17 protein-coding genes are annotated in these 16259 nt (G+C 48.8%); 9 read left to right on the plus strand and 8 right to left on the minus strand.

The window, feature by feature from the left end:
• Positions 1 to 278: 278 nt before the first annotated feature.
• The 4 genes from P3339_RS03350 to P3339_RS03365 all read right to left on the minus strand — a co-directional run bounded on the left by P3339_RS03350 (position 279) and on the right by P3339_RS03365 (position 4087).
• The gene (locus P3339_RS03350; RefSeq protein WP_282952431.1) at positions 279 to 1253 is read right to left on the minus strand and encodes an FHA domain-containing protein; all 975 of its coding nucleotides are present in this window, start codon (positions 1251 to 1253) and stop codon (positions 279 to 281) included.
• 842 nt (positions 1254 to 2095) lie between these two features.
• Positions 2096 to 2662 (minus strand): YceI family protein, encoded by a 567-nt coding sequence (locus P3339_RS03355; protein WP_020414535.1) that lies wholly within the window; start codon positions 2660 to 2662, stop codon positions 2096 to 2098.
• Entirely contained in the window at positions 2659 to 3270 is a 612-nt protein-coding gene (locus tag P3339_RS03360) for a cytochrome b (protein ID WP_282952432.1), read from the minus strand. The genes P3339_RS03355 and P3339_RS03360 overlap by 4 nt, the downstream gene beginning before the upstream one ends.
• Before the next feature lie 151 nt (positions 3271 to 3421).
• Positions 3422 to 4087, minus strand: a complete 666-nt coding sequence (locus tag P3339_RS03365) for a hypothetical protein (protein ID WP_020414537.1) — start codon at positions 4085 to 4087, stop codon at positions 3422 to 3424.
• Between the two features lie 303 nt (positions 4088 to 4390).
• On the opposite strand from P3339_RS03365, the gene P3339_RS03370 reads away from it, so the two are divergent.
• The 3 genes from P3339_RS03370 to yihG all read left to right on the plus strand — a co-directional run bounded on the left by P3339_RS03370 (position 4391) and on the right by yihG (position 6962).
• Positions 4391 to 4600, plus strand: coding sequence for a hypothetical protein (locus P3339_RS03370; protein WP_282952433.1), 210 nt, complete (start codon positions 4391 to 4393; stop codon positions 4598 to 4600).
• A complete protein-coding gene (locus P3339_RS03375) occupies positions 4576 to 5898 on the plus strand; it encodes a dipeptidase (RefSeq protein WP_282952434.1) in 1323 nt (440 codons plus the stop codon). The genes P3339_RS03370 and P3339_RS03375 overlap by 25 nt, the downstream gene beginning before the upstream one ends.
• A 158-nt stretch (positions 5899 to 6056) precedes the next feature.
• Positions 6057 to 6962: a 1-acylglycerol-3-phosphate O-acyltransferase, YihG family gene (gene yihG / locus P3339_RS03380; RefSeq protein ID WP_282952435.1), complete on the plus strand. Its 906-nt coding sequence runs from the start codon at positions 6057 to 6059 to the stop codon at positions 6960 to 6962.
• A 65-nt stretch (positions 6963 to 7027) separates the two neighbouring features.
• Here yihG and P3339_RS03385 read toward each other — a convergent pair whose 3' ends face one another.
• The gene (locus P3339_RS03385; protein WP_020414540.1) at positions 7028 to 7465 is read right to left on the minus strand and encodes a host attachment protein; all 438 of its coding nucleotides are present in this window, start codon (positions 7463 to 7465) and stop codon (positions 7028 to 7030) included.
• A gap of 276 nt (positions 7466 to 7741) precedes the next feature.
• Between P3339_RS03385 and P3339_RS03390 the strand changes: the two genes are divergently transcribed.
• The 6 genes from P3339_RS03390 (at position 7742) to fghA (ending at position 12830) form a co-directional block, all read left to right on the plus strand.
• Complete coding sequence (locus tag P3339_RS03390; RefSeq protein ID WP_020414541.1) at positions 7742 to 8170, plus strand: Hsp20/alpha crystallin family protein; 429 nt, start codon at positions 7742 to 7744, stop codon at positions 8168 to 8170.
• Positions 8171 to 8237: 67 nt separating this feature from the next.
• A complete protein-coding gene (locus P3339_RS03395) occupies positions 8238 to 8654 on the plus strand; it encodes a CBS domain-containing protein (protein ID WP_020414542.1) in 417 nt (138 codons plus the stop codon).
• Positions 8655 to 8849: 195 nt separating this feature from the next.
• Positions 8850 to 9422 carry a PhnA domain-containing protein gene (locus tag P3339_RS03400; RefSeq protein ID WP_020414543.1) on the plus strand — a complete coding sequence of 191 codons (573 nt, stop codon included), beginning with the start codon at positions 8850 to 8852 and terminating at the stop codon, positions 9420 to 9422.
• Between the two features lie 220 nt (positions 9423 to 9642).
• Positions 9643 to 10656 (plus strand): AraC family transcriptional regulator, encoded by a 1014-nt coding sequence (locus P3339_RS03405; RefSeq protein WP_020414544.1) that lies wholly within the window; start codon positions 9643 to 9645, stop codon positions 10654 to 10656.
• Between the two features lie 165 nt (positions 10657 to 10821).
• Positions 10822 to 11955 carry an S-(hydroxymethyl)glutathione dehydrogenase/class III alcohol dehydrogenase gene (locus tag P3339_RS03410; RefSeq protein WP_282952436.1) on the plus strand — a complete coding sequence of 378 codons (1134 nt, stop codon included), beginning with the start codon at positions 10822 to 10824 and terminating at the stop codon, positions 11953 to 11955.
• Between the two features lie 11 nt (positions 11956 to 11966).
• Positions 11967 to 12830, plus strand: a complete 864-nt coding sequence (fghA, locus tag P3339_RS03415) for an S-formylglutathione hydrolase (protein WP_020414546.1) — start codon at positions 11967 to 11969, stop codon at positions 12828 to 12830.
• Between the two features lie 103 nt (positions 12831 to 12933).
• On the opposite strand, the gene P3339_RS03420 is transcribed toward fghA, so the two are convergent.
• The 3 genes from P3339_RS03420 to P3339_RS03430 all read right to left on the minus strand — a co-directional run bounded on the left by P3339_RS03420 (position 12934) and on the right by P3339_RS03430 (position 15834).
• Complete coding sequence (locus tag P3339_RS03420) at positions 12934 to 13347, minus strand: hypothetical protein (RefSeq protein ID WP_020414547.1); 414 nt, start codon at positions 13345 to 13347, stop codon at positions 12934 to 12936.
• Positions 13348 to 13923: 576 nt separating this feature from the next.
• A complete protein-coding gene (locus P3339_RS03425) occupies positions 13924 to 15186 on the minus strand; it encodes an NADH:flavin oxidoreductase/NADH oxidase family protein (RefSeq protein ID WP_282952437.1) in 1263 nt (420 codons plus the stop codon).
• A gap of 57 nt (positions 15187 to 15243) precedes the next feature.
• Positions 15244 to 15834: a TetR/AcrR family transcriptional regulator gene (locus P3339_RS03430; RefSeq protein ID WP_282952438.1), complete on the minus strand. Its 591-nt coding sequence runs from the start codon at positions 15832 to 15834 to the stop codon at positions 15244 to 15246.
• Positions 15835 to 16259: the final 425 nt, after the last annotated feature.

A 16259-nucleotide genomic window follows, 5' to 3' on the forward strand; every position in this document is an offset into this window, starting at 1 on the left:
GGCTGTAAGTTGGCTTCTAATGGATTAAGACAAAGTATCAACTATTAGGCTTGCTAGCCTCTATTTGGTGTGGGTACATTGGTAATGGACTTGGAGTTCGACAGTAGAAACTGGATAGCTTTTATGCTTTCCGGTATTGAGCAGCCTAAAGTCTGGAAGCTAGAGATGTTAAATTGATATTATAGATTTGCCAGGAGTAAGGGTGCTTTTGCAAGGATGTTCCTGATTATTAATGATGGAGAGGATAGTTGGTCCTAACTATCCTCGTAAGCATCAAGTTATGCCTCCTGTAAATCAGCCTTTGCTTCCAGTTGGGTACCTTTATATATCTCAAACTGGTGGCAGCCAATACGGATTTCCCAAGAGCGGCGTTCAACCAGGTTTGAAGTATCAACTGCGTCCGGCAGGGATTCGGAAATCTGTTTGCGTGCACGGAAGATCTGGGTGTTCAGATGATTGACAGTAATACCCAGCTCGTGGGTAGCTACTTGGATCGAGACCCAGCCCTGCGAATCCATATCTAGGCCGTTTTGCATGTCCCTGAAGCGTGCTCGGGCAAGGTATAACAGCAGATAATTGTGGATCCGTGCAGGCAGGGATTGCTTCATTCCCTCTCGCTGCAGCTGTAGCTGAACATGCTCTTCGTGAGAGCTGACTGAGAAGCGCAGGCCGAAGTCGGTGATCGACAGCTGTTGTAGGGATAGCTCCTTGGTGGCGCCTTGATTATCTGCCAGAAATAACTGCCAGCTGTTAAGGCCGCAGTCGATGCGGTCGCCATGGTTCACTAGCTTCTTGTTGCCGACTTCAGCGGAATTGCCAGTGAACTCATATTGCCACTGCGCAGTTACGGGACTGAAGTGTAAGCTTGCCAATGGTTCACTCTCATCAGGGAGCAAGTGGTATTGCTCAAGAGGTTGTGCTTCCCCGGTTTGCAGGTCAATGAGTAGATTCTCTGGCGCATCAAGATTCTCGATAATCCAGGCTGGGTTGTCAGCCCGGCCGAAACAAATCTTGTCACCTGTCTGTAGTGGATAGCTCTTGGCGGGAACCAGTTGTTGGCCGTTGAGCCAGGTTCCGTTGCGGCTGAGATCACGAATATTCCAATGGGTGCCGGTCCATTGGATTGCCGAGTGAATACCGGAAATCTCAGCACTGGTGATACGGGTGTCCACTGCGCCCTGGCGGCGACCAATAGTGTGGTGGGCCATTAAATATACTGGTTGTTCCCTATCTGGGTGCTGTAGGCAAGCCATTTTTTTGTCCTTTTTACCCTGGCAAGAATGCTCAAACTTCTTGCGAATCTGGCTCCAGCAGGCTTAAAACATGGTAAGCACTTACTCAAGTGAGTAAGAGAAAACCTGAGGTAATGAGGTTTATCTCTTTAAGCGCCAGCTAGAAAGCTGCAGTAAACCAAGTTGATTGCCGCTACCGCCACGGATATTGGCAGTGTGATGGGCAGCTTATCCGGTGCTAAAATCCTGCTCTAAGTGAGTGGTCACTATGAGGTTGAAGTTGCTCTGTATAATCGTTCCATTTATACCGATCTAAGGAACGATTGCAATGATTGATACTAATTGCCGCTATTTTCGCTGAAAAGTTGTTCTGACGTCAAAAGCGCCGTAATCATTTGTGCTTGCTCAGTGTGGACTGGTTTGAATTTCTACTGCTATTTGCAGCTTGGGGGAGGCTGAAATCGAATAAAAATTTGCACTTCTTTCTCTTATCAGGGCTACCAGCTAAGCTCTCGAAGCCACAGGCCATCTTTATCTGAGCAGCACTTGTACAAACTTACTACAGTAAAATCCAAGCTATAACTGGTACTAACCTAATAGAATCACAGCGAATCAAGAATGCCAACTTAGCGGCAATTCCTGCCACCCTGCCTAATAAGTACGCAATTTCAAATTTGAATCGACCGGTTAGGTGCTACTTGGGACTAGATTACAGTTGTCACAATGCTAATTTTTTGCACTGGTAAATAGCTCGTGATGGATATTTAAATTGATGGGCTGAAAAGATAAGTGAGACTGGTGATAACAAAGCCAGGGCTTATGGAGCCCTGGCTTTGTATGTATTTGGGCGATTGTGTCTGGACTTAGATACGGATGCCTTCAATATCCAGAATCATCTCTACTTTCTGGGAGGCAGGGCCCAGATTGTAATCGATACCAAAGTCTTTCAGTTCGAACTCTGTAGTGCCACTAAAGCCCTGACGGTAGCCGCCCCAGGGGTCTTTACCACCGCCAATATTGGTTACGTCGATCGTAATTGGCTTGGTAATGCCGTGCAGGGTAAGTTCACCTTTTAACAAAGCCTTGCCATCTGCGAGAGGTTCGAAGCTGGTGCTTTTAAAGGTGGCTGAGGGGAATTTTTCAGTGTTTAGGAAATCGGTCCCGCGCAAGTGCTTGTCGCGCTCAGCATGGTTACTGTTGAGGCTGGTAACATCAATATTGACGTTAACCGAAGATTTCTCTGGCGCTTTATCGTCGTAAAAGAAAGAGCCGTCGAAATCATCGAAGCGGCCATACAACCAGCTGTAGCCTAGGTGTTTGATGCGGAACTGTACAAAAGCATGGGCACCTTTAGTATCGATTTTATATTCGGCGGCTTGGGCTGTGGTGCCGAGTAGGGCTGCGAATAAAAGTGCAGTGAGCTTCTTCATAAGACTGTTTCCTTTTTTGTGGTTGTGATGGGGGCTTGTTCTTCTGATTGCTCAGAATCTTTGGATAGTCCTAGCATTTTCAGCAAGGTGGAATCATGGTCGATAAAGTGATGCTTCAGTGCTGCCAAGGCGTGAATGGCTACCAGAATAATCAGGCTCCAAGCCAGAACTTCATGCACACTACCGGCCATATCTTCCTGGTTGGGAATGCTTTGAATAGTGGCCGGCAGGCTGAACCAGCCAAAAACCTCAATGGCTCGCCCGTCAGCGGTGGAGATCAAGTAGCCGGAAAACATAATGGCAAACAGGAGGAGGTAAATGAGTTGGTGTGCTCCCTTAGCCACAAGTGTTTGCCAGCGTGGCGTATTGGGTTCTGCTTGTGGCGTAACATTGATCAGGCGCCAAAAGAGCCGTAACACCAGCAGCAGTAATAGCAACACACCGATACTCTTATGAATATTTGGCGCCTGCTGGTACCAAGGATCGTAGTAGGACAGCTGCCTCATCCACCAACCCAAGGCAAAAAGACCGATGATGGCTGGTGCCATCAACCAGTGCAAAGCGATGGCAGCCCAGCCATAGCGAGTCTGGTTATTCCGTGCCTGCACGGCTTACCTCCGGAGATCTCTGGTATTGCTTTATTATGACTGGCGCTAGGGTACAGCCTTTGTCGCTTATGACCAATGGTTGGAATGAGACTCTGCGAGGGAGGTCAAAAGTGGTTACTTCAGGTGGTATTGGTATTTCGAGTGATTTTTACTAATGCGCCTGCCTTTGCGTCCGCTCGCGTTCTGCGGCTAGAAGAACCCTTTCACAGGCATTACGGTCCAGGGATGTTGAGCGTCTGGCGAGCTGCTCAGCCAGCCAGCTAGTAGAGTGCTCCTCGCCATCCAGGGCCAGTTGTTCCAGTTGCCAAATAACGTCGAGTAGCAAGTCGCGCTCCAGGTTGATACTGGCCTCCTGAGGTGAGAACAGACGGGGTTCCAGCTGCTCCAGGTCACTGCGTTTGAGTACCAGTTCAGCCAGGTTGGGATACCAACGGCTGCTATAGGGTTCAGGTAGTTGATGATGATCGAAAGTAATCCGAAGGCGATTACCTTGGGCGTCTTCAAGCAGGGGGGTATCTTGTTCATATGCTGGCAGAGCGGGGTTGTGGCGTAATACGCCGACAATTGCCCGCCAATCACTTTGATTATCCGTACAAAGGCGCAGGGGCTCCACCAGTTCGCGGCTGCCGATTTGATCCAGGAACATTAACTTTTGCCCAGGGCGATACCAGTAAAGGTCAAGGAGCTTCTCCTCAGCAAGGTCCGCTAAATGAGCGCTGGTTAGGGGCTCCTCCGAGAGGGCGCTCAAGTGATTGACAGCCTGTTGAACACTCAGCCATTGCTTGCGGTGGAAATGTTTGCCAATCGCGGTTCCCATGCACTACTCCCGGGTGGGGTAAGGATTTTAGGAAATAGATAGTCCGAAGTCTTTGCCTGCTTCTTACCCCTCCCTGAAGCCAGGGATCTGGCTGGCTCATTAAATGGGAATGCAAGCAAAGGGAGACAGGCTTAGGTTACCCGTTTGGGCCCATGGTCACTGAATAGTTTAGCAGTCAGTACTTCCAAGCCGGGGATGGGTGGTTGTCGTGTGGTGATAAATACCACTGGGACTGGGGTGAAAAGGTGAGTCATGCTAATAAGAGGAGATGTACAATGGCGCTTTTACTCACTTGGGGGAATTATGAGGTTGAAGCCTGTTCTCTTGTTATTGCTTTTACCAGCTTTTTTATCTGCTGGAGCAGAGGCTGAAGTTTCTTCCCTGGCTCAGGACACCGCGGACTACGCAGTCGAAAAATACGAAGGGGCCATGACAAAAACCCTCGCGAGCCTGGTGCGCTTCGAGACTGTTGCAAGTGAGGAACCCCCTTGGCTGATAACCCCGCTTTTGTAGGATTTAAAAAGGTGCTGGAGTTAAAAGCGAAGGAGCTAGGGCTTGAATACCAGGACTATGGTCATGTACTGGTAGTGGCCTTGGGTGAGGGACCTGAAAAGGTCGGTATTGTTACTCATGGGGATGTACAGCCGGCAAACCCTGAGAAGTGGCAAAAGAGCCCTTTTTATCTCGATAGTGAAAGTGAACCCGGCAAGCTGATTGCCCGAGGCAGTGAAGACGATAAGGGGCCTATCGCAACTGCACTCTATGCCATGAAGGCAATTAAGGACCAGGGCTCGCCTATTAAGCGCAGGATAGAGCTTCTTATTTACCTGGCTGAAGAGTCTGATTGGGAGCCCTTGAGACACTTTCTGAAAACTTACCCAATTCCCGCTTACAACATCACTATTGATGCTAGCTACCCGGTAGTGACCGCAGAAAAAGGGTGGAGTGAAATACAGGTTAGCACTATTGGAAGTTTGCCGGCGGACTTTGCCAAGCCCTATGTTGAGGATTTTTCCGGTGGTTATTTCCGCAGCCAAGTGCCGGACGAAGCCCGAGCCACCCTGGCTAATGTCACTCCGGAACTGGTTGAGGCGGTTCGCACCAGAGCAGCCAAACACTCCCAAGCGACTTTTGAAATATCGCAAAGTGAAAACAAGCTAGTTGTTACTGCTCGTGGAAAAGCCATCCATAGCTCTGAGCCGGAACATGGAGTCAATGCAATTGCCTTCCTGGCCGATCTTCTTAGTGTGCACGAATGGCCGGCTAATGCTGCTGGAGCAACTGTACGTTACCTGAATGACCTGGTAGGCACTGGTATTGAGGCAGAGAAATTTGGGGATATCGCCTATAACGATTCATTTATGGGGCCAATGACTGCTTCTGTTACCATGGTGAAAGTCACTGAAAATGGGCTCACCAGTTACCTGAACCTGCGCCGCCCCACGGGTAAAAGTGCTACCCAGCTGGAAAAAGAAATTCATTCTGCACTATCAAGTTGGCAGGAACGGACCGGCATAATATTTGCCGATACTCAGGTTTCCCTGGGTAATCCCTACCGGGTAGACAATGCGCCTCATGTTGAACCATTGCTGGATGTTTTCAGCCATTTTACTGGTATGGAAGATGCCAAGCCTGTCGCCATAGGTGGTTCTACCAATGCCAAACTGCTGCCGAATGCAGTCAGTTTTGGTCCCTCCATGCCGGGCAATGCTTATACAGGCCATTCTGAGCATGAATTTATCACTGTGGAACAATTCCGTCTGAATCTAAAAATGTACACAGCCATGATGATTGAGGTTGGCAACTTATAAGTGTGTCCGGTAAAACGGATTTATTCACAGGAAGTGGTCTACCAAGTGCTTGAATTGACCGGTTAGCCTCGGTCAGCTCAAGAGTGAAACTATGTGGTTCTTTGAGGGAGCTGCGGTAAATTACTTCATTCGTTATTCAATTATTAAAGAATCGCAAGATGTTAAATTTTCTTCCCTCGATTGTTTTGCTGATATTGGCCTCGACTTTGTTGGCCATTGGCACCATTGTGTGCTTCATACCCATATTATTTTTTGTGGTCCTGCGATTGATTTTGCCCTTTGCTGCGCTGCGCAAGTTCTTTGCGATCATTTTTATTTCTTGTGCTGAAGCCTGGCTCACTCTGAATAAAGGCTGGATGAAGCTCACCCAGAAAACCCAGTGGGACGTACAGGGCGATGAGTCGCTGGATAAGGATGGTTGGTATCTGGTGACGTCAAACCACCAGAGCTGGGTGGATATTTTTGTGTTGCAGTCCATTTTCAATCGAAAAATTCCTTTCCTGAAATTTTTCATAAAACAGGAGTTGATCAAGGTTCCGGTGATGGGGGTTTGTTGGTGGGCGTTGGATTTTCCTTTTATGAAACGCTATAACAAGGAGTTCCTGAAGAAGCACCCGGAAATGCGCGGTAAGGATTTGGAGGCGACAAAAAAAGCCTGTGAACGCTTTAAATTAACCCCCACCAGTATTATGAATTTCCTTGAGGGAACACGTTTTACGCAAGACAAACACGACAGGCAGGGATCTCCCTTTGCCCATCTGCTCAAGCCTAAGTCCGGGGGTATCGCTTTCGCAATGCAAAGTATGGGTAAGCAACTAAACCGCCTGTTAAATGTAACCATAGTTTACCCGGATGGTATCCCGTCATTTGCTGATTTCCTTGGTGGGAAAGTAAAGAGGGTGATTGTTCGTGTTGAGCAGATTCGTATTCCGGAAAGGTTCTTTCTTGCGGACTACGTAAATGATCAGGTATTTCGTGCTGAATTCAATCAATGGGTCTATGAGCTGTGGCGAGAAAAAGATATGCTGATTGGTAAATTGCTTGCCGATAGCGGCAGAGCCTGATTTTTCCAGAAAAACAATAAAGGGGCTAGTCAAGTAGCCCCTTATTTTTCTGCTACAAAATTTAATTACAACCAGATGGGCAGTTGGGCCCGAATTTCTTCTGGTTGGCTTTCTACCAGGTTCTTACCGGTCTCACCCGCAATGGTAGCGCGGGTTGGAGTCTTGAGAGCATCCCGTAGGCTACCCACCATATATGGCTCGGCTACGATATAAAGTTTTTCGTAGCGTCCCTCCTGTCGCCCCCGCTCTAAGGTATGAGCAATCTCTCTGGCAAATTTCTCACCGTTGCGATGGCGTAGATCGGAAAAATTACCCATGGTGTGGCGACCCTTGCCACGGCTGTCAAAAGTGCGTCCAGGGGCGTCACTTTCGAGATCGCGGCCCGATAAGCGGGATTCAGGGTGGAGGAGAGCTTCGATTTCGTGGAGGTTTCCGGCGCGTTTTTTTGCTTCGAAAATCCTGGCTTGCGACTGGTTGGCCACGAGGACCCATGCTAGAGCCATGCGCTTATCCTCTTTAATTTACCTGTAATTATCGTAGTTAAATTCGATGCCACTGACTAATATCCTTAACTGCAAGATATCCAGCAATTCCCATATAGATAAAAAGTAAATAAAAAATATTTTTTAATGCTATTTGCGATGGCTACTGTGGGCACTTATTCCTACCGAGTGTCGCTGAATTACCTAGAATGAAGTCAAGATGTGAGAGGCGCAAGCCGGGTCCGAGGAGCGGGCTTGCGCCTCCTGCGACATAGTGGAAGCAAAGAGGTTGTGATTATGAGTCTGATACCGAGAGGGTCCCTACTGGATCTGGACAATATGTTTGAACAGATGCTCTCACCCAGCCGTGGCATTACCAATGAGCGGGAGGGTTTCTTCTCTCCGCGTATCGACGTGAGTGAACGTAAAAACAAGTATGAAATAAGCGCTGAATTGCCAGGTGTTGGTAAGAACGATATCAATGTGACTCTTGAAAATGGTGTCCTGACCCTTGAGGCAGAAGTACATCGCGAACTGAAGGAAGAAAAAGATGGCCGTGTGCTTCGTCAAGAGCGGCGCTACGGTAAGTTTTTACGCAGTTTTAACCTGGGTGATGATGTGCGTGAGAGTGAGATCGACGCAAACTTTAAGGATGGTATTCTGACCCTGACGGTGCCCAAGCATGAGGGGCATCCCCCACAACGAAAGCGTATTGAAGTGCACTGATTTTCTAATGGGTGGCGGCCATGCCGCCACCCAGTGAATATATTTAAGAAATTGGCGGAGGTACGTGATGAAAGTAAAACAGGCAATGCACCAGGGAGCTACCTGGTGTACTCCAGACACCCCGCTACAGGAAGTGGCGAAGATCCTGCGTGATGAAGATATAGGTGCCGTCCCGATTGGAGAAAATGATCGTCTGATCGGCATGGTTACTGACCGCGATATTGTATGTCGAGGTGTAGTGCAGGGTGGTAATTTGTCCTCTCTAACTGCCCGCGACGTGATGACTGAAGGCATTGAGTGGTGTTGGGAGGAAGATGACCTCCTCTCAGCTGTACACAAAATGGAGCAGCAGCTACTTCGCCGTATGCCAGTACTGAACAGTGAAAAGCGTATGGTGGGTATTCTTAGCCTGGGTGATATTACTTCGGCCATTGCCAGTAAGCAGGGTGGCCATTTTGCCTCAGCGATCTCAGCACACCATTAGAGCTCGCTACTAGCGAAGTATTATCAACAGGGGCCGTGGGTCCCTGTTGATACCGGTCTTAGAGCTATGCGCCTTTCCCCTATCATTTCTCCAGGCTAACTTTTTTCACCTCGCTATTCCAAATTTTCGATAGCCACGTCGTTTGCCCATATGGGCGAATTAGCGCTTATACTGCGCACTTTTTTGAGGTCAACCATGATCACTCAGGAACAGTTGCAACAGCGCAGTGGCGGTCAATGTGAACTCTGCAAGGCACAGGAAAACCTAGCGGTCTATGAGGTAGCTGAGTCAGTGGGTCAGGCAAACCCACAGGTGCTTTTGTGTCAGACTTGCCGGGAGCAACTGGATAACCCAGCACATTTAGACAGTGCCCACTGGCAATGCCTCGCAGATAGTATGTGGAGTCAGGAACCTGCTGTGCAAGTATTGGCCTGGAGGCTGCTAAAGCGTCTATCTGTCGAGACCTGGGCTCAAGATTTATTCGAAATGCTCTACCTGGATGATGACCTGGTTAATTGGGCCCAAGCGGGTACTTTTCCGGAAGAGGGGGAGCTACTCGTGCATCGCGACTGCAATGGTGCAATACTGCAGGCCGGTGATAATGTCACCATTATCAAAGACCTGGATGTAAAGGGCTCCAGCCTTGTGGCCAAGCGCGGTACTGCTGTGCGCGGCATCAGCCTTACCGATAACCCCGAGCATATTGAGGGACGTGTTGAGGGGCAGCGTATCGTGATTCTGACGAAATTTGTGAAGAAAAGCGGCTGACATCTCTTTTAGCTGCGTAGTTTTTCTATCGGTAAGGATATTTATCCCCATAAGTAACTCTGTTACCCGAAGGCATTTGGCCTGATATCATGCCAGTTCTAATTTACCCGATTTCTTTTTTCCTGTGTGCTCGCGATCCGGGGCCATATTGATGGCGTGGCTAAACACTGTGGAAGATAGTGGTCAATAAAGCAGAGGTTGAAGCTGTGGGGATGGAACGATGAAGCCCACTTATGAGATTCGCAGCGGCACACTTGCGGGTTTCAATACTCTGGTGCCGCAAATGGGTGGGAATCCCGCTGCCCTCCTGAGAAGCGTTGGCCTACCTTCAGACTGTGTGCGCCGCCCGGATATCCTTATTTCTATCGCGACCCTTGTCGACTTACTGAATCTCTGTGTGGAAGAGCTGCAGTGTGAAGATTTTGGTTTGCGTTTGGCAGAGATGCAGGGTTTGCGCATGCTTGGGGTACTGGGAAAGCTATTACTCAATGAAGGGAGCCTGGATGCTGCCCTGACAGTGAGCCACCGCTACATGGTGCTACATAACCAGGCGGATCACTGGCGAATATCGGAGCGGGATGGTCTGTTGATGGCACAGAGAGTCAGCCATTCTGGTGGGCTTGGCGCTGCGGAGCAGTACAGCGAACTCGCTATGGGTGCCGCCTGCCGCTTATTTCAGGAATTGGCCGGTAAAGATATCCGCCCGCTACAGGTACAGTTTTGCCATGCCCCAATTTCTTCCAGGCAACGATACCGGGACTATTTTCAGGCGGAAGTCCTGTTTGCCCAACAGGGCGATTGCCTGACATTTAATGCTGAATTACTTCAGCGACCCCTCAATGCCCCTAGCCAGAGCCTGGTGAATTATTTTGAAGAGTTTACCCAAGGATTGATCAAGGGATATGAGGGGGATATTGCTTCTCAGATACGTACTTTGATATTGCAAACTCTGGGAGCCCAGCAGCACAGTCTGGCTCAGGTCGCGCAGTTGGTGGATACGCCCGTGCGTACATTGCAGCGACGTTTGAGTGAGGCGGGTACTTCTTTCAAACAATTGCTCCAGGAGGCGCGTATGGAGACCGCCCGGTGGCATCTGCGCGCTTCCAGTATTGATATTGGGCTGCTCTCTGCGAGCTTGGGGTATACCGACACCAGTGCTTTTTCCAAAGCCTTTCGTACCTTACATGGCAGCTCACCACTACAGTGGCGTAAACGACAAAGAGAAATAGCTTAAGGCCCAGGTATTAGAGCTGGTGGAAAACTAACCAATCCGTGAAGCTGGACCTAGCCCCCCCTTTTATCTGCTTGCCCTTGACCCTGTTCCTCTTTGCCTCTATTCCAGCGCCGGGCTATCCTGGCCCCTTGCTGAATTCAATGAGCATGACCAAGGAAAAATACTATGGGTGCGGAGACTATTCGCTGTAAAGCTGCGGTGGCCTGGAAGGCAGGTGAGCCACTTTCTATAGAGGAAGTTGATGTGATGCCTCCCCAGAAGGGAGAGGTACGTATCAAGCTGACGGCTACTGGAGTTTGTCATACCGATGCCTTTACTCTGTCTGGCGAAGACCCTGAAGGAGTATTTCCTGCGATTCTCGGCCACGAGGGTGCAGGTATTGTCGAGTCAGTAGGGGAGGGGGTTACTGGCTTGAAAGTTGGTGACCATGTGATTCCTTTGTACACGCCGGAGTGCGGCGAATGTAAATTCTGCCTGTCTGGTAAAACCAATCTGTGTCAGAAAATCAGGGCTACCCAGGGTAAGGGGCTGATGCCCGATGGCACCACGCGTTTCTCTATCAACGGACAACCCATTTATCACTATATGGGTACTTCCACTTTTTCGGAGTACACAGTCCTTCCAGAGATTTCGCTGGCAAAAATTAATCCGGAAGCGCCGTTGAAGGAGGTTTGCCTGCTTGGCTGCGGTGTCACTACCGGAATGGGCGCGGTAATGAATACTGCCAGAGTAGAACCGGGTTCGACCGTTGCTATTTTTGGGCTTGGCGGGATTGGTTTATCCGCCGTGATTGGTGCCAAAATGGCGGGTGCAGAGCGCATTATTGGCATAGATGTGAATGAGGAGAAGTTTGCCCTGGCAAAAAAACTCGGCGCCACTGAATGCATTAACCCCCGGAATTATGAGCAGCCGATTCAAGAGGTGATCGTCGACCTCACCGATGGTGGTGTCGATTATTCCTTCGAGTGTATCGGCAACGTAGACGTAATGCGCTCTGCCCTTGAGTGCTGCCATAAAGGTTGGGGGGAGTCGGTAATTATCGGTGTGGCAGGAGCTGGACAGGAAATTAGTACTCGCCCCTTCCAACTGGTAACAGGGCGGGTATGGCGAGGCACGGCTTTTGGAGGGGTAAAGGGGCGCTCGGAATTACCGGACTATGTAGAGCGTTATCTCGCTGGTGAGTTTAAGTTGGATGATTTTATTACCCACACCATGCCGCTGGAAAAAATAAACCATGCATTTGATTTGATGCATGAAGGTAAAAGTATACGCAGTGTTATTCACTATGGTGAAGCTTGAGCGGAGTTACCATGACTATTGAACTTGTCAGCAGCACCAGGTCTTTCGATGGCTCACAACGGCAATATAAGCATGATTCCGATGTTTTAAATTGCCCAATGCACTTTTCTATTTTTTTGCCACAGGAAGCGGAAATTGACCCTGAATATCGCTATCCGGTGCTCTATTGGCTATCTGGACTCACTTGTACCGATACAAACTTCAGCCAGAAAGCGGGGGCCCAGCGCCTGGCCGCAGAGCTGGGTATCGTACTGGTTATTCCTGATACGAGCCCTCGCGGCAAGGATGTGGCCGATGATCCGTCCTATGATCTGGGGCAGGGGGCTGGCTTCTATGTCAATGCCACTCAACAACCCTGGAAGCTGCACTACCGAATGTACGATTATATTGTGGATGAGCTTCCTGCACTTATTGAAGCTCACTTCCCGGTGAGTCAGCGTCGTGCAATCAGTGGTCATTCTATGGGTGGGCACGGAGCCTTGGTAATAGGCTTGCGCAACCCTGAGCGTTATACCTCAATTTCGGCTTTTAGTCCTATTTGTAATCCTATTGCCTGTCCCTGGGGTGAGAAGGCATTGGGAGCTTATTTGGGGGCAGATACCACTAGTTGGGAGGAGTACGACGCGAGTGTACTGCTGGGGCGAGCTACAACTCATGTGCCGATACTTGTATCCCAGGGCGATGATGATGAGTTCCTTGAGCAGCAGCTGCGGCCTGAGGCTTTACAAATGGCTGCAGGAGCTTGTAATTACCCGCTTCGGCTAGAGCATCATGCAGGGTACGACCACAGCTATTACTTTATTGCCTCATTTATTGAAGAGCATCTGCGTTTCCACGCGGATTACTTATTGAAGCGGCATAAAACTGCAATTTAAATCGGCAGTTAATACACGCAGGGCAATGCTGCAACCGAGCATAGGAGAATGGCCCGGTTGCAGTGTTACTGGCTATTGATTGAATTTACCTGGGTATTTTCCTTTATTGAGGTGCAGCTGCACGACATTCACCGAGGACTTCTGCCTGGTTTTGGTGGAATGTCTGCTCAATCAGGAACCAGCCGTTAGGGCAGAAGCCGCTTTCGATTAGCAGAAGCTCCATCCGCTCCATAGCCATTTTCCTAATATCGCCTGAGGTTGACTTATTGCGTCCAGATTTACCTGAGCTGTGTTTGCCTCCCGGCGGCTTGGCTCCACTTCCTATACCTGTGCCACCAGAGTTCTGGCCTCCACGGCCATGTGGCCTGGTCCCCAGGCTCGCCTTATATACAAAGCGCTTGTGGCCTACTTCAGTAATATTAGTAACAAAAGATTCTGTGGTGGGAGCCTCTGGGGTGGAGTTACAACCGCTGATGAGCAGGGTCGTCGCCATAAAGGCAATTAGTTGAACCTTCATTGTTGTTATCCTGTGAGTAATTCGGTTCAAGTATGACCGTCGCCCCGAACAAATGTCGGTTAAGCAGAGTAAACAATTGTTAAGGCCAATTACTTCAATAAGGTGTTTCTTTTCTTAAGGGCCTTTACAGGTTATTTTCTTGTTACCTGAATAAGTTACTCTTGAAACCTGTATTTTTAAATGTGCGTAGAGGCCTGCCCAGATTATTTTTACTGTGATCTATGGCTTGAAAATGGGATAAGAGCGTCAAAAATAAAGCGGCTTTGTAGTTCTATGGCAATTTATAGAGGAGAGATAGTGAGTAAATTTTCGGGTTTGATTTTAGGGTGCACAGTGTCTCTTCGGCAGCTGGAGAGGCTGATTTTTCTGAAGCGCTAGGAAGGTGTCCTCAGTTACAAAGACCTGTAGAAGAGCCATAATCTGACAACAAAATGTTGTTACAGGCATTTAAAACTACTTGTTTTTCACGAACTCACCCTGGTTTTGGCCGGCGGGGGTACGTCCTTGTATTGTCTCAGTTATCTGCTGTGATTTACGGTGAGGAACTATAGTACTCCCAGGCGCAATAAAGTTTTATCAGGCTCGTCGCCTCTGAAAAGAAAGTAATCCGACAGCAGTCAGCGTTTTTAATACTGAGGTCCAAGCACTCATATTTGGTTTCGTTGGCTTTCCCTTGCCAATAAGGGCCAGCTGTTGTTCGTACCAAGTGACATCCAGCATAGCCATAAAATCCAGGTTGGGAATACCTGTGGTGAGCTTTTTCAATGTTATCTTATGGTTGCCATCCGATAAAAGTTTGTGCGATAGCCGTGGGTCAACCGCTAATGGGCGGGCAAGGCCAATCATATCCACGGCATTTGATACAAGGGCGGCCTCCATGGCAGCTGCGGAACGGAAGCCACCGGTGACTACGACGGGAATTTGCAGCTGTGCTCGTGCCTTTTCTGCATAATCGATAAAATAGGCCTCTCGCTTGATAGTACTTTCCTTCACATTGGCACCAACCATACTTGGGTTTTCATAGTTGCCACCGGAGATTTCAATTAAGTTAATACCTTCATCCTGCAGGGCTTTTAGAACCTGCATGGATTCCTCTTCACTGAATCCACCCTTTTGAAAATCTGCTGAATTGAGTTTTACGCCTACCGGAAAATCTTCACCAACCGCTTCGCGAATAGCGCTATATACCTCGCGTAAAAACCGTATGCGATTTTCTAAGGTACCTCCCCACTGATCATTTCGCCGATTGTGGTGAGGGGATAGAAACTGATTGATCAGATAACCATGAGCAGCATGTATCTGAACTCCGGTAAATCCAAATTCTTTTGCCTGTGCGGCGGCCCAGGCGAATTTTTTAATGATAATAACTATTTCATTTTCGGTGAGTTCTCTAGGGCAGTTGAAGGTCTTCTCTAAGCCGTTAGCCAGTGGAATTGCAGAGGGTGCGACGGGTTCAGTGCTTAAAAAGTTGGGTGTTTGCTTGCCTGGATGATTTAATTGCATCCAGATTTGCGTACCGTTTTGGCGCCCGGCTTCGGCCCATTTCCGGAACAGAGAAAGGTCTGACTCCTCGTCTAATACCACATTCCGCGGTTCACCCAGAGCGGTACGATCAACCATGACGTTACCGGTGACCAGTAAACCTGTGCCCCCTTCTGACCATGTGCGATATAAGTGAATCAGCTCCTTGGTGGGGGCATGATTGGGATCCGCTAATTGCTCACTCATAGCAGATTTAAACAAGCGGTTTTTCACACTGGTTCCCGGCAGAATACTCAGTGGGCGAGCGAGAGGTGTAGCTCGATCGGTGTTTTTTAAGGCGCTAGTGCTATTTTTCAAAATGAATGTCCTGCCTGTAAGTTTTAATGCTGGCCAGTGTTTGTGCTCCTTGTTGCGTCACCAAGGTGCTAAAAAAGTCCGTAGTTGTCTGAGTAAATCATTGGGATCACCGGATACCTGGTATTGCAGAATACTGCCCTGCCAAACGCTATAACACAGTGTCGCAAGGTTATCGGCGGGGACGTCACTGCGTAGATCTCCTTGATCTTGGGCCAAATGTAATATCGATTGAAGATTTGCCAGCCACCTGTGCTCTACAGACTCAATGGCTTCACGGCAAAGAGGGCTGGCCTGGGCTACCTCGGCCGACATCGCTCCGAGCAGACAGGCACAAGACTGGCCAACTTTTACTTTGTTCTGAACACGGTTTTGAAAGCAGCACCAAAGCTGGATCAAGCCGGGTGCCTGATCCATGTTTAATTTCGTCTGCGCTAGTTCCGCATCAATCTGTTGGCCGTAGCGGTGAATAATGCTGGCTACGAAGGCCTCTTTACTGGGGAAATAGTTGTAGAACGAACCTTTGGGTACGCCTACTGTATCCAGCACCTGCTTGATACCAGTGCCGTGATATCCCTGGCTGGTCAGCATTGCGGTGCCTGTTTCTAACAATGCTTCTTTGGTGTTTCCGCTTTTACGTGGTCGAGCCATTAAAATTAGACCGGTCGTCTATTAACTAATGTTCAATATATGACCGATCGTCTTGGAATGCAAGGGAGAGTGTTTTGTTTTGGTAGTGTCAAGCTGGGGATCAGGGAAAGGTTACTTAGACGGGGAGATCGGCACCGACAACCTATGATACTGGGCGTATGGTCGATTTTAGATCTCGATAGAAGCTTCCAGTAATATTCGGCCACACACAATGGTTCACTGAAATCCAAAATACTCTTTCAAAATAAAATTTATTCAGGGGTTTGAGTTCAATATACGGCTTATTGTGCTATTTGATTGCTTATTTTGGGGTTTAAATTGCCCATTTTGGCAGGGTCCTACGCTTTTCACCGTCGCACACTTAGATGGTCCCTCTATCATCTTGCCTGCCCCGACTACAGGGTCTGCCTCAAAGTTAGATAAGA

The organism is Microbulbifer sp. MLAF003 (genome assembly GCF_030012965.1).
Lineage (GTDB): Bacteria > Pseudomonadota > Gammaproteobacteria > Pseudomonadales > Cellvibrionaceae > Microbulbifer > Microbulbifer variabilis.